Origin of the sequence: Alteromonas gilva, assembly GCF_028595265.1 — a bacterium.
Taxonomy (GTDB): Bacteria; Pseudomonadota; Gammaproteobacteria; order Enterobacterales; family Alteromonadaceae; genus Alteromonas; species Alteromonas gilva.
Genome location: NZ_JAQQXP010000001.1, coordinates 1412768 through 1426469, shown reverse-complemented (window position 1 = coordinate 1426469; position 13702 = coordinate 1412768). Strand labels below are relative to the sequence as shown.

Annotated in this window: 12 protein-coding genes; 4 read left to right on the top strand and 8 right to left on the bottom strand. The window is 46.0% G+C overall.

Features of this window, described 5'->3' with window-relative positions; translation table 11 throughout:
• Positions 1-128: 128 nt before the first annotated feature.
• Complete coding sequence (locus OIK42_RS06220) at positions 129-1076, bottom strand: chemotaxis protein CheV (protein WP_273639136.1); 948 nt, start codon at positions 1074-1076, stop codon at positions 129-131.
• A gap of 252 nt (positions 1077-1328) precedes the next feature.
• Between OIK42_RS06220 and OIK42_RS06215 the strand changes: the two genes are divergently transcribed.
• The 3 genes from OIK42_RS06215 (at position 1329) to OIK42_RS06205 (ending at position 6454) form a co-directional block, all read left to right on the top strand.
• Positions 1329-2921 (top strand): isocitrate lyase, encoded by a 1593-nt coding sequence (locus OIK42_RS06215; protein ID WP_273639135.1) that lies wholly within the window; start codon positions 1329-1331, stop codon positions 2919-2921.
• Positions 2922-3215: 294 nt separating this feature from the next.
• A complete protein-coding gene (locus OIK42_RS06210) occupies positions 3216-4154 on the top strand; it encodes a LysR family transcriptional regulator (RefSeq protein ID WP_273639133.1) in 939 nt (312 codons plus the stop codon).
• A gap of 125 nt (positions 4155-4279) precedes the next feature.
• Positions 4280-6454, top strand: coding sequence for a malate synthase G (locus OIK42_RS06205; RefSeq protein WP_273639132.1), 2175 nt, complete (start codon positions 4280-4282; stop codon positions 6452-6454).
• A 63-nt stretch (positions 6455-6517) separates the two neighbouring features.
• On the opposite strand, the gene OIK42_RS06200 is transcribed toward OIK42_RS06205, so the two are convergent.
• The 6 genes from OIK42_RS06200 to OIK42_RS06175 all read right to left on the bottom strand — a co-directional run bounded on the left by OIK42_RS06200 (position 6518) and on the right by OIK42_RS06175 (position 11234).
• A complete protein-coding gene (locus tag OIK42_RS06200) occupies positions 6518-7534 on the bottom strand; it encodes an NAD-dependent epimerase (RefSeq protein ID WP_273639131.1) in 1017 nt (338 codons plus the stop codon).
• Positions 7531-8622 (bottom strand): nucleotidyltransferase domain-containing protein, encoded by a 1092-nt coding sequence (locus OIK42_RS06195; RefSeq protein WP_273639129.1) that lies wholly within the window; start codon positions 8620-8622, stop codon positions 7531-7533. Before OIK42_RS06195 ends, OIK42_RS06200 begins: the two co-directional genes overlap by 4 nt.
• Complete coding sequence (locus OIK42_RS06190) at positions 8616-9479, bottom strand: HprK-related kinase A (protein WP_273639127.1); 864 nt, start codon at positions 9477-9479, stop codon at positions 8616-8618. The genes OIK42_RS06195 and OIK42_RS06190 overlap by 7 nt, the downstream gene beginning before the upstream one ends.
• A complete protein-coding gene (locus OIK42_RS06185; protein WP_273639125.1) occupies positions 9460-9687 on the bottom strand; it encodes a hypothetical protein in 228 nt (75 codons plus the stop codon). Before OIK42_RS06185 ends, OIK42_RS06190 begins: the two co-directional genes overlap by 20 nt.
• A 20-nt stretch (positions 9688-9707) precedes the next feature.
• Entirely contained in the window at positions 9708-10376 is a 669-nt protein-coding gene (locus OIK42_RS06180; protein ID WP_273639124.1) for a hypothetical protein, read from the bottom strand.
• A gap of 177 nt (positions 10377-10553) precedes the next feature.
• A complete protein-coding gene (locus tag OIK42_RS06175) occupies positions 10554-11234 on the bottom strand; it encodes a S1 family peptidase (protein ID WP_273639122.1) in 681 nt (226 codons plus the stop codon).
• Positions 11235-11391: 157 nt separating this feature from the next.
• On the opposite strand from OIK42_RS06175, the gene OIK42_RS06170 reads away from it, so the two are divergent.
• On the top strand, positions 11392-12144 hold the full coding sequence (locus tag OIK42_RS06170) for a YdcF family protein (protein ID WP_273639120.1): 753 nt from the start codon (positions 11392-11394) through the stop codon (positions 12142-12144).
• Positions 12145-12301: 157 nt separating this feature from the next.
• On the opposite strand, the gene OIK42_RS06165 is transcribed toward OIK42_RS06170, so the two are convergent.
• Complete coding sequence (locus tag OIK42_RS06165) at positions 12302-13387, bottom strand: acyltransferase family protein (RefSeq protein WP_273639118.1); 1086 nt, start codon at positions 13385-13387, stop codon at positions 12302-12304.
• Positions 13388-13702: the final 315 nt, after the last annotated feature.

Here is a 13702-nt window from a genome sequence, read left to right as displayed (position 1 = left end):
AATCAACAGGCTGTACTTCGCATCTGACGGATGTTTAACCATCACCTGCAACAGAATAACATAAGCTTTCGATTATACTGTGTCAGTAAGTTAAATCCCACGACCAAATTGTCGCTGTTATTGAATATTCATGATATTTCTTCGCGCATACGTTGCTGAACAACGTCAACCAGTAAATCTGGCTGAAACTTGGAGATGAAGCGATTACAGCCCACCTTCTCGACCATCGCCTGATTAAAGCTGCCACTTAAGGAGGTGTTAAGTGTAATAAATAAATCCGCCATGCGTTGGTCAGCACGCACCTCAGCGGTCAACCGATAGCCATCCATTTCGGGCATTTCTGCATCAGTAAACATCATCAGTATTTGCTCAGTAACACGCTTTCCTGCATCAGCCCATTCCTTTAATAGCGCCAATGCCTCAGCCCCATTGTGGCATTCCAGTATTTCCAGCCCCAGCTGTTCTAAGGTGTCACGGATTTGTTTTCGGGCCGTAGAAGAGTCATCAACAATTAATATTCGACGCCCTTGCAGATGTTTAACTACCGCCTGGTCGAGGATGTCTTCTGAAATAGACACGTCATATTCAATAATGTCAGCCAGTACTTTTTCAACATCGATGATCTCCACTAACTCTCGCTTACCCCGAATATCAATTTGCGTGATAGCGGTCAGAAAGTTCGCTTTACCTATCGACTTAGGCGGCGCCTGTATATCTTGCCAGGACGTGTTCACGATACTGACTACATCGCCTATCATAAACCCCTGTACGGAACGGTTATATTCGGTGATTATGACATTTCGGTCGGCTTGTTTACCCTCGTCCAGCGCTTTCATCCTGATGGCCTGACGTAAATCGATAATGGGGATTGTCATTCCCCGGTAAGCGGTGACGCCGCGCAAATTGCCATGGGCTCCCGGCATCATATTTAACTTAGGAATAGTAATCACTTCCTTTACCTTAAATACGTTAATGGCATAGGTGTGATGGGTTCCGAGCCGAAACAATAACAGCTCCAGTCGATTTTCGCCGACCAACTTAGTACGCTGATCAACGGACGATAATATTTCGCTCATAATCGATAGCCTGAGTTTGCTTATCCTTAATAATAGTTATTTTTACGCTACTTTGCCCGTAAAAATATATCCCCCTTCAATCTTTTGTCATTGCGCAACACCCCAAAGACCATTCACGTAACTTATTGCGAAGATGATAATTATATATTTCTTTTATCAAGTTTGCCGACCTAGGATGAAATGGCAGTCAACGACAACGCCCTTGGTGTTATCAGCACAGTTTCTTAATACATTCGGGAAGGAGACACAGTCATGTCAGAATATAAGAGAATTATCGATGAAGTTGCGACCTTAAAAAGTCAGTACAACGGCACCTGGGATGCAATTAGCCCGGAGTTTGCCGCGCGTATGGCCGTTCAAAACCGTTTTAAAACTGGCTTGGACGTGGCAAAATACACCGCCAGGATCATGCGTCAGGATATGGCCGACTATGATGCAGACAGCAGCCAATATACCCAATCGCTGGGTTGCTGGCACGGCTTTATAGGCCAGCAAAAAATGCTATCGGTCAAAAAGCATCAGGGCACAACGAGTAAAAGTTATCTTTACCTTTCAGGCTGGATGGTGGCGGCATTACGCTCCGAATTTGGCCCGCTGCCCGATCAGTCCATGCACGAGAAAACTTCTGTGTCGGCGCTTATTGAAGAGTTATACACCTTTTTACGCCAGGCCGATGCCAGAGAATTAGGCGATCTCTTTAAGCAACTTGATGCAGCGAAAGCCAGTGGCGGTGACGTAGCCGCTATTCAGGCACAAATCGAAAACTATGAAACGCACGTTGTACCTATTATTGCCGATATTGATGCCGGTTTCGGTAACGAAGAAGCCACCTACCTGCTCGCCAAGCAGATGATTGAGGCCGGAGCATGCTGTATTCAGATCGAAAACCAGGTCTCCGATGCAAAACAATGTGGCCATCAGGACGGCAAAGTAACCGTACCGCACGAAGACTTTTTGGCTAAGATCAACGCTGTACGCTATGCGTTTTTAGAGCTTGGCGTTGATGATGGCGTCATTGTTGCCCGTACGGATTCCTTAGGGGCAGGGCTCACCCAGAAAATACCGGTGTCAAACAAACCGGGCGATTTAGCTGCGCAGTACAATGCCTTTTTACACACCACACCGGTTAATTCTGTTGCCGATTTGAACGAAGGGGATCTGGTACTTAAACAAAATGGTCAGTTAGTTAAACCAGAGCGTTTACCCAACGGTCTGTTTCGCTTTAAACCTGATACTGGTGTTGACCGGGTAGTACTGGACTGTATTACCAGCTTGCAAAGTGGCGCTGACTTGCTGTGGATTGAAACCGAGAAACCTCACGTTGGCCAAATCGGCGATATGGTTCGCCAAATTCGTGAAGTGGTTCCCAATGCTAAACTGGTTTACAACAACTCACCGTCATTTAACTGGACGCTTAATTTCCGTCAGCAAGTGTTTGATAGCTGGTCTGAGGCGGGCAAAGACGTCTCAGCTTACGAGCGGGCCAACCTGATGTCTGTAGAATACGATGACTCAGAACTTGCTAATGAAGCTGATGCCAAAATTCAAAGCTTCCAGGCGGATGCGGCCCGTGAGGCAGGTATTTTCCACCATCTCATAACCTTACCAACCTACCACACTGCCGCATTGTCAACCGACAACCTGGCGAAAGGGTATTTCGGTGATGAGGGCATGCTCGCTTACGTTAAAGGTGTGCAGCGACAAGAAATCCGTCAGGGGCTGGCCTGTGTTAAGCATCAGGCCATGGCAGGTTCTGACTTAGGCGATACACACAAAGAGTATTTCTCTGGAGAGCAAGCACTTAAAGCCAGCGGTGAAGACAACACCATGAATCAGTTTGACTAGTTCAGCTAGCTACGGTCAATAATAAAGCAAGTTATAACAGCCTCCCCCGGGAGGCTTTTTTATTCGTACTACCGCACAAAACCGACTACCCATCCCTTTTATTCACCAAAATTATTAACCAACAGACATTCACAAAATTCATGCAGCGTACAAAAATTAAATATTATTCATAAATATCAATATTTTAAAAACCAAGCCCGACAACTCATCTACGACTAAACGCCTATCTGACAAGTGGTTGTTCTCACAGTATAATAGCGAGGTTTAATAAAACTTATACAGGCTATTATAAATATGAATATTGCTAAGGTTGATTTGAATTTATTGGTGTATCTGGATGTGCTGTTACGTGAGGGCAGTGTCACCCGGGCGGCAAATCAACTTAGCATCACTCAACCCGCTATGAGTAACGGACTCAAACGCTTACGCGATTTATTTAAAGATCCCTTGCTTGTGCGAACCAGTGACGGCATGACGCCCACCAAACGCGCGCTGGAGTTACAGCCCGTGATACGCGATGTGTTGAGTAAACTGGAGAGTTCAATTCAGCCTGAAACAGATTTTAACCCGGCCACCAGCACCCGGACCTTCCGCATTATGACCAGTGACTATGCAGAATCGACATTGCTGCTGGAGTTACTCGGCAAGCTCGCCCAGGATGCCCCCAATATTACGCTGGACTTAATTACCCCCAGTGACGTCACCTTCCACGACGTTGAGCAAGGTAAAGTGGATATGGCCATTAACCGGTTTGACGAGTTACCCCTTTCTTTTCACCAGAAGGTGATTTGGTATGACAGCTTTGCCTGCGTGATGAATAAGCATCATCCGCTCGCCGCCAAATATGATTTAACCACTTATATCGAGTCAAAACATATCTGGGTGAGTAAAACCGGCTTTGGTGTGGGTGTGGGTATTGATCCTAACGAAGTGCAAAAACTCGGTTGGGTAGACGCCGAGCTTACTAAACTGGGTAAACAACGTGATATTCGGGTGTTCACGCGCCACTACCATGCAGCGTTGCAAATCGCTAAAAGACAAAGTCTTATCGCCACACTGCCAAGTAAAGCGGCAAAAATTTTTACTGATGATCCCGATATTGTGCTCCGCGAACCCCCTTTTGACATTCCGCCTATCGCGTTAAAAATGGCCTGGAGCGCGCTGTTGCATCACGATGCAGGCCATATCTGGCTGCGCCGTTTGATTGGTGACGTGGCGGCAGAAATGCAATAAGTCTTTACCGCCGCCCCGACATTCACGAAAGTTATGACAGGGATAATAACCATAAACTAAAAACTTGCTTAACTTCCCTCTACACTGAGGCTATTGCGATTCGTATCTGTAGACAGGGGACTTTGATGCACAATTATACACAGTACGGCCGAATGCAGGTGGCCAAGGTATTAGAACACTTTATCAATGCGCAAGCGCTACCAGGTTCCGGTGTCGAAGAACAGACATTTTGGCATGGCTTCGAAGCCATACTGGCTAAGTTTATTGAACCCAACAAGGCCCTGTTAGAAAAACGCGCAACGCTACAGGCAAAGATAAACGCCTATCATCACGCCGGCAAAGCGGCGACCGGAAAGCCTTACCGGTCGTTTCTTGAAGACATCGGCTATCTGCTCCCTGAGCCTCCCGACTTTACCATCGAAACAGACAATGTTGACGCCGAAATGGCGACGATGGCGGGACCACAATTAGTGGTACCAATCAATAATGCCCGCTATGCACTTAATGCGGCCAATTCACGCTGGGGCAGTTTATACGACGCTTTATACGGTACCGACGTCATCAGTACTGATGAGGGTGCTGAAATTAGTCACCGTTTTAATCCTGTGCGCGGTGAAAAAGTCATTCAAGCTGCCAGGGAGTGGCTCAATACTCTGCTGCCACTTAATTCAGGCACGCATCAGCAGGCCGTCAGTTATAAAATCGACGGCGATGCTATAGCCGTAACATTGGCCGACGGCAGTATTTCGACGCTGCGGGATACAAGCCAGTGGCGCGGTTATCAGGGTAGTGCTGAGGCCCCAACCGCATTGTTATTTGTGCACAACGGATTGCACTTTGAAATACAAATCGACGCTGCCCACCCTATCGGCAAAACTGATCCTGCAGGAGTGAAGGATATTTTGCTTGAAGCTGCCCTGACCACCATTATGGATTGCGAAGACTCCGTTGCGGCCGTAGATGCTGAAGACAAAACACAGGTCTACGCTAACTGGCTGGGGCTCATGCAGGGCACTCTCAGCGTTGAGATGAAAAAAGGCGATACCACCTTTGAGCGTAAAATGAATCCAGACCGGCAGTACACTGCGCCTGATGGAAACTCGCTCACCTTGCCTGGCCGCAGCCTGATGTTTGTCCGCAATGTCGGTCATCTCATGACCAACGATGCGATATTGTTTGACGGTGAGGAAGTGCCGGAAGGTATTATGGATGGGGTGATCACAACGCTGATTGCCAAACACGATTTACTGGGTAGTGGCCGGTTTACCAACTCGCGCGCCGGCAGCATCTATATTGTTAAGCCTAAAATGCACGGGCCGGAGGAAGTCGCCTTCAGTGATGCCTTATTTGGTGAAATAGAGGAACTACTTGGCCTGCAACCTTTTACCCTGAAAATGGGTATTATGGATGAAGAACGCCGCACCAGTGTTAACCTCAAGGCCTGTATCGCCGCGGCCAAACAACGCACCGTTTTTATTAACACCGGCTTTTTGGACCGTACCGGCGATGAAATTCATACCTCAATGCTGGCCGGACCCTTTGCCGATAAAGCCAGCCTGAAAACAATGCCCTGGATACAGGCTTATGAAAAGGCCAATGTAAGTACGGGCCTTGCCTGTGGGTTGTCGGGTAAGGCGCAAATAGGCAAGGGAATGTGGCCTGTTCCCGATCAGATGGCCGCCATGATGGAAGCAAAAATCGGTCATCCGAAGTCGGGGGCGAATACAGCATGGGTTCCCTCGCCCACCGCGGCAACCTTACACGCTCTGCACTATCATCAGGTTGACGTTTTTAAAGTACAGAAAGACTTAGCTGAAGCACGTTTTAACGGCATTGATGACATTATCACTATACCGCTGCTGGCCGATCGCAACACGCTGACTAAGGAGCAAATTCAGCGCGAAGTGGATAATAATGTACAGGGCATTCTGGGCTACGTGGTGCGCTGGGTCCATCAGGGCATTGGCTGTTCCAAGGTACCGGATATTAATAACACAGGCCTGATGGAGGACCGCGCCACGCTGCGTATTTCCAGTCAGCATCTGGCAAACTGGCTGGACCATGAAATTATTTCGCCAGACATGGTCAGAGCGTCACTGGCGCGCATGGCCAAATTAGTTGATGAGCAGAACGCCGGCGACCCCGACTATATTCCCATGACACCGGATACCGCCAGCTCTATCGGTTTTCAGGCAGCCAGCGAATTAATATTCAAGGGCGCAGAACAGCCTAGCGGATACACCGAGCCGGTGTTACATCAAAAACGCAAGGAGATGAAAGCTTTGTTGCGTGGCAGGTAGCCATTGCCTGATTAACATGCCAGTCAGTGCGTTTACTGACTGGCTCTGTTACCGGGCGCTTTGTCAGGCATCGTAGTAAGCACGATACCACTTAACAAACTCGCCAATACCGTATTCAATATTCACTTTAGGGCGATAACCGGTGTCATTGACCAAACTGCTTACATCGGCGTAAGTATCTGGTACATCCCCGGGTTGCATGGGCAATAATTCTTTATTTGCCGTAACGCCCAGCGCTCGCTCAAGTGTCTCGATAAATTCCAACAGGTTAACCGGATTTTGCGCACCAATGTTATAGACTTTCCAGGGCGCTTTACTGGATGACGGATTAGGCGTTTTGCCACTCCAGGCGTCATCAGCGGCGGCTGGCCGGTCGACCGTACGAATAATCCCTTCGACGATATCATCGATGTAAGTAAAGTCACGGCGGTGGTTACCGTAATTAAACACCTGAATGGTTTCGCCGGCCAAAATGGCTTTGGTGAACTTAAACAATGCCATGTCAGGCCTTCCCCACGGACCATAAACCGTAAAAAAGCGTAGGCCGGTCGTTGGCAAGTTGTACAGATGACTATAGGTATGCGCCATCAGCTCGTTGGCTTTTTTACTGGCGGCATACAGGCTCACCGGATGGTCAACGTTATGCTGCTCTGAAAAAGGCATAGTTTCGTTGGCGCCATACACTGAACTGGACGAGGCATAAACCAGGTGCTCCACGGCATTATGCCGGCACCCCTCAAGGATATTCATAAAACCAACAAGGTTAGCATCCACATAAGCATTAGGGTTTTCAATGGAATACCGGACACCTGCCTGCGCAGCAAGATGAACCACCCTATCAAATTTCTCTGTGGCAAACAAATCGGCGCACTTGTCGCGCTCCTCGACACCCATCTCGATGAAACGGAATGAACCCTGAAAATCTGCATCTGCCAGTTGCTTTAAGCGCCCGTGTTTTAAGTTTACGTCGTAGTAATCATTAATATTGTCAATGCCGACAACCTCTTCACCGCGATTGGCGAGATACCGGCTGACTGCTGCACCAATAAAACCGGCTGCTCCGGTCACTAGAATCTTCATTTTGATTTCTTCCTGAAATAGAATTCGCCCAACAAAAACCTGATAATGCTTTTGGCGCTTTTGTAGCCCAAGTGTCTAATTAATAATAGTATTGGCATTTTGCTAGCATAGCCAACAAGGTAATTGAGCATACGAGGAACCGGCCGTTGTGAACCCGCTATGTATTCACTGGCCGGGCATATTGCCCATCGAACAGCCCAAAGCCGCAGGTTAAACCAAAGCGACTCTGTGCATTTATCCGTTATCTTACCCGACGGCACCTGGTAAGCAAAATATTCCAGCAACAGCTGCCTTATCAGTGCAAACTCCATCACGAAGCCACTTTGATAAAATAACTCTGACAATCGCTGATAATCAATAGTGTGTTCATAATATGTCAGCAACTCATAAATGTCGGTCAGATCGCGCAGGCCATTTTCGGCATCTTCATTAGCGATAAGGTGAATAGTTGAGTGAAAGACCAGCCACTCTACACCTGGATATTTAGCGCCGTAAACCCCGGGTCTGGCCGACTTGTACAACGCTGCAGTATCAATAGATTTATTGGCGACGGGTGGAAATAACGTATGGTGAACGTCTAAGCTCACGCCATCAAAGGGATGCTTATAAGGAGGGATTTCATGGCACCATTGCCGGTAAAACTTTTCATCGTAATCATCCAGCTCTTTTATTTGCCAGCCCGTATTTAGCAACGCCCTTTCGGTATCAGGCAGCTCGCTGTGACGAACACAAATATCAATATCTGACATCAGTCGCCCTTCACTATTGGGCGTGTCTGCAGCAACGTATGCAGCACCTTTGAGCATAACAAACTCAATCTGATGCGTGGCAAATAACAGACTGAGCTTTTTTAACTGGATTCTGACCTGACGAGTCTGTGCTTCAGCAAAAGTCACCGCCGACAAAAACGCCGGCTTGATTGACTCTGGAATCAAGCTCTCTTTTCCGACGCGTTGCAAACGCAGGTAAAACGAGGCAGCCATGGATTTATGACGCAGCACTCTGAACAAGTCATTCCATTGCTCATGCTCAAGATGCTCAATATGCAGTTGGCAGAGGGTCGCTTTTATATCTTCAGGCGTTAACATTGCTTTGCCAGCACCTCAGTTAATAAGTCAGACATATCAGCAAGGTCAGAGTATTCGACGTAGTAAAATCGGCTGTTTGTCGCGACAGTAGCCAGGGTACTGAAACCTTTAGTGCCTAATACATTATAATTAAACCCCTGCCGGGTCAGTGAGGCAAACCCTTCAGCTTGCGAAAGCGTCATCACCTTAGTATTGCTTTGAGCCACATATTTAGGAAACACTACCGCGTTAACGGGACACTTACCAAAGGTATTAAACTGTTCGTAGCTATACAGTTTTGCGTGAGCAATATCACCTTTGTGTGTTGCGGCCGTCGTAGCTGAGAACGTCACCGAAGGACAAGACTTTCTTATAATGTTGATAGAATCATTTTTGAGCGACGCTGGCCGAAAAAGCGGGTTAACCCTGTTGCTGTGTAAATCGAGCACAGCTAATTCGTCAGAAAACATTTCCCAGCCGTGGGCACCAAGGTATGTCGCCAGGGTAGTTTTACCCGAGCCCGATGCCGCCGGTAATAGTATTGCCTGACCGTTTTTGGCAACTACCGAAGAGTGAAGGATCAGCTTTTGATGTTCGTACGCCGCCACACACCAATTTAAGGACCATTCGATAGTGGGTAATAATTTTGCAGGTGCAATGGGGTTAAAAGGCAACTGCCCTTCAATGTTGACAACACGTTGGGGCCTTAGAATACGTCTTACCAGGGAGGTGTTTTCTATCTTCAGGGCAAAGTCACACCAGCCGGTTGCGGTTGTACTCAGGGCATCGTCATATAATAGCTTAAGCTGGTGATAAATCGTTTCAGAAACATTAGCTACGCTGTAGCGATAAAGACCACTAGCTATACTTATATTCAACGTTGGCTAACCCCAAAGACGCTATTAACTCTGACAACCCTACCTTATCCTGTTGACTTATCAATGATAGAAATGCACTTTGATGTTCAGGATAGTCCTGGCCAATGGTATCAGACATTAAGATCACTGACTCGGCAATTTCATTTAAAAACGCCAGGCCAGAACCGTCTGGGAATACGACAAGAGAATCAGGGGAAATGCGCGCCACCGGTAATCAGTCCGTTGTGATCAGTCTGCCCGGAAATCTGACATACTGTGATCTTCATACTGAGCATCGACGTCGTTTTCAAATGCCGCGTACGAGTCATATGACACATGCGCTACTGCCCACAAGTTAACCAGATATTCCGCGGGTGACATGTATGATGCAGGCAACCGAACAAAACCATATTTAAAATTAAGGTATACCGACGCCAGATGCCACGCAATGCCGCCACTGTTTGACAACGCTGATTCTAAATGCAACTGACCAACAGGTATTATTGCACCGTCACCACCTAAATCCACAGTCGTTGTTCTGATGGTATTGTTAATACTATCGTAGACTTTCTTTAACGCCAGCCGCTCAGCATCACTGATCTTCTTGTTCCACGGAAAGTAGTAATTGGAAAACATGCCGTGGATCTTATTTAACCCCGTTTCGTCACGACCACCAGGACTATCAGATGGGTCAGGCGCCTCGGTGGCTTCACTCAAAAACTTTGACCAAGAACCAGGCGACCGACCGCCGAGCTCATTAGCTCTGAATGTACAGCTTTCTATAGCATCCTTTGAGCCTCCGGAAACTCCCGACGCATTACAGGCCCCCCATACCGAACGAGACGGTATAATGGTGACACCGGCAATAGCACCTGATTTTTTTAATATTTCCCGACGAGACGACCGTTGTGTATTCATACGAAACCTCTACCCGCGTTACTCCGCGATAATTCAATGGCTTTACTTATAAAAAGCCACTGCGTATTATACGACATCCCGGCTACTTTTTATACTCAATTTATGCTCGGAGTATGTATATTTTTTTCTACAGTAAATACTAACTGATCCCCCCCCCTGCACTCTTCAGTGCATATTTCAGTCTTCTGGTATTAGTTTTAATACATGCTCGACAGGCACGGCGTAAGAAATCCCAGAGGGACTGGAAAGTGCACTTTCTTTAGTATCTTTGACAATAACTTTATTTATCACGCCTACTACAGCCCCCGATTCTGGCAAAAAGACAGGGCTACCGGAATTCCCCGGATAAGCGGTGGCATCTAACTGATAAATAAGTTGAGAGGCACCCAGTCTTTTCAGCATTTCAGTAGAGAGCTGATCCGCACCTCTGGCTGGAATAGCATCTGGAGTTATTGCCGAAATAATCCCTTTGTGGGTGGCAGGAAACAGTCCTAAGACTGCACCAATGGGGAAGCCAGTAAACGCAATATCTGTTCCGGGGGGTAATAATTCGTTGCTGCCAAGCGACACCGGAGGCAAATGCTCTGCGAGCTTTAACAACGCCAGATCATGAACCGGATCAATGCGAATCACCTCTGCCTTTACAATGTTTACCTGCTGTCCTACCCCGCTCATAAAAACATAGTGCTGCACGATTTCGGGGTTTAACGGCTTGTCGACTACATGATGGTTAGTAATAGCATACTCACCATTCCCTACCACAAACCCGGTGCCTAAAATTGCCGGCGCTCTGGCCTCTAAAGGCGTATATAAGCCGATTGCTCCCACACTTTTTGAGATCTGCTTAACGCTATTCACAAGCTGCTCATCAGCCAGCGCTTGGCAATGATTAAGCAATATCAGGCAAAGAAACACGGCGCAGTTAAGTTTTAACTTGCATTTAAATTCCATCTTACTACCTCAAATGTTAGGTTACTGGTTATATCTCACAACTGCTGCCATTGTCGCTTTTACTATGAAAGAGTTTATTGTGTGGCTTACTGCCCCTTTGCATTTACTGACCTTTATTATGGGCTTAGCAGCACTGGTTAAATTATTGAACAATGAGACATTAGCCAGGCGCCTGGTTATCACCGCACTAACATTGTTTATCATCAGCTCGCAGAATTATGTCGCCGATCTCTTATTATATCCGCTGGAACGCTTTAAGAGCGATAAAAATTACAGCAAACCACCGCGCTATATTTTGCCTCTGGCATGTAGTTATGACACCGAACTACTGGCTTCAAATGAGACGGCCAGGTACTCGGAATGTTCACTACAGCGGCTTGCTCAAGCGGCCATATTAAACCAGCAGCTCAACGTACCTATTATTGTAACAGGTGGGCATTTTTTAGCAGATGATTCTATATCCTATGCACAGGTCGCCAGTACTTATTTGCGTGCGCTCGGCGTTCCTCAGCAATCGGTCATAACCGTTAATGCCGGCACGGATACCTATTCTGAACTCGAGGCGGCGGCCTCCATCATTGCAGACAATGTGGTTATCGCGGTATCCAGTGCGTCCCATCACCGCCGACTCTTAATGATAGCCGAAGACCTTCACATTCAACTTCTCTTTTCGGCAGTTGATTATCAGGGCCGGGCCGGGTTAATGCCTTATCTTTCATTACCTAATCGCACGGCCCTTGAGGGGTTTCAGCGAGCAATGTATGAATATATGGCACTTTTGAAATTCCACATTCAATCCAAGTGGAATAAAAGTTAGGTTTTAGGTTGAGGTAACTATTGATTCTCTTCGTCAATAAAACGAGATTGCGTATCACGTTAAAAGTCTTAGTTGAAAAACCATGACGGAATAAAACACATACTGGATAATTTTAAGTCAACTCAATGTCACCAAAAACCTATACCTACACGCTCAATCAAATATTCGAATGTTTATTGAATCGTCCTGAAACTGCCTTGCCCCAACGGATCATTGGAACCTCTACAAGATGATGTAGCACGCTACTCAGTACTACAGTTAAACATAGTGTAGAGAGCACCGCGAAAGAAACAAAAAGTGGCGCCGAATCCGGAAACAAAGCCGCAGATAAAAGCAAACAAGGATAGATACAAAGCGTATGAATAACGTAAATAGGATAAGATGTTTTACCCACATATATTAGAATTCTGCGATGCAATACCATTTGCAGTATTGAACCGAACCAGTTTTGACTCAAAAGTCCGTATAGACATACAAACCAAATGGTCATTGGTATATTTCTGAGAACTAAAGCAATGCACAGACACACTAATGGTAAATGGGTAAAACCAATTTTATCAATATTTTTGTAGAGATAATAAGAAGCCATCCCAACAATAAAAAAGTGAATATTGTTGGCTAGAAATCCAGAGCCGAACGACCCATACGTAGAAGCCAAAATGGCAGCAATTACTAACAGTCGATATTGTTTACTTGAGGATATTAATGAATAAAAAATAAAAGGAACAACAAGATAGAACTGCCACTCCAGAGTGAGACTCCACGCAGGCTCAATGAAGGTGAAATCGCTATAGGTTAGAAGTTCACTAAATAAACCTTGCAATAATACCAAATGAGTTAATAAATGAGGCCAGTAATGATTACTCGATTCCTCCAAAGTTGCCAACCGTCCATTGTAATAAGCACCGCTTGAATCCAAATTACTCCAGACTTCAATTTGCCAGTTAATGGTTAAAGCTGAAATAGCCAATGCAATAAGATAGACAGGAAACAATCTATAGGCTCGGCGCACAATAAACGCATTAAAAGACTCTCGCTGAGTATCCAATAGAAGAAAAATTACAAACCCGCTAAGGATCATAAAAACATCTACTGCGTAAGCTACATTGAAAACTCTGGCCAATTCCGCTGGTACGTAAATATCAAAAGTCATCAGAGTGTGCGCAATCGCCACCCACAGTGCCATTAGTCCACGGAGGGAATCTAATCCTCGAATATGATTTTTGGTTAAATTGGCCTTCATCTATTTTATTTCACTTATCCAAAGAGTTAAATTTGAAGCTGTTAACGATTCAAAAACCAACAAGAATGTACATTAAAAACTATTGAAAATGATAACGATAAGTCTAAAAGCATGATGTCACTGTTAAGCATTTCGTTATCTTTCAAGAATATTCAGTCACTATAAGACCAGTGCTTGTAAAACTACAGGAACATTTTTACAATCCCGTTATTAAAGTGAATAAATAACCATCGTTTTGTTTGTCAGTGCAACAAAGTGAATAGATAGTTTGCATTCGTTCACTCACCTGATGGGTAAAGTGGTGTAGATTTTATC

Coding starts and splice junctions, on each gene's coding strand:
- OIK42_RS06220 (WP_273639136.1), bottom strand. CDS start 1,076: ATGAGCGAAATATTATCGTCCGTTGATCAGCGTACTAAGTTGGTCGGC.
- OIK42_RS06215 (WP_273639135.1), top strand. CDS start 1,329: ATGTCAGAATATAAGAGAATTATCGATGAAGTTGCGACCTTAAAAAGT.
- OIK42_RS06210 (WP_273639133.1), top strand. CDS start 3,216: ATGAATATTGCTAAGGTTGATTTGAATTTATTGGTGTATCTGGATGTG.
- OIK42_RS06205 (WP_273639132.1), top strand. CDS start 4,280: ATGCACAATTATACACAGTACGGCCGAATGCAGGTGGCCAAGGTATTA.
- OIK42_RS06200 (WP_273639131.1), bottom strand. CDS start 7,534: ATGAAGATTCTAGTGACCGGAGCAGCCGGTTTTATTGGTGCAGCAGTC.
- OIK42_RS06195 (WP_273639129.1), bottom strand. CDS start 8,622: ATGTTAACGCCTGAAGATATAAAAGCGACCCTCTGCCAACTGCATATT.
- OIK42_RS06180 (WP_273639124.1), bottom strand. CDS start 10,376: ATGAATACACAACGGTCGTCTCGTCGGGAAATATTAAAAAAATCAGGT.
- OIK42_RS06170 (WP_273639120.1), top strand. CDS start 11,392: ATGAAAGAGTTTATTGTGTGGCTTACTGCCCCTTTGCATTTACTGACC.
- OIK42_RS06165 (WP_273639118.1), bottom strand. CDS start 13,387: ATGAAGGCCAATTTAACCAAAAATCATATTCGAGGATTAGATTCCCTC.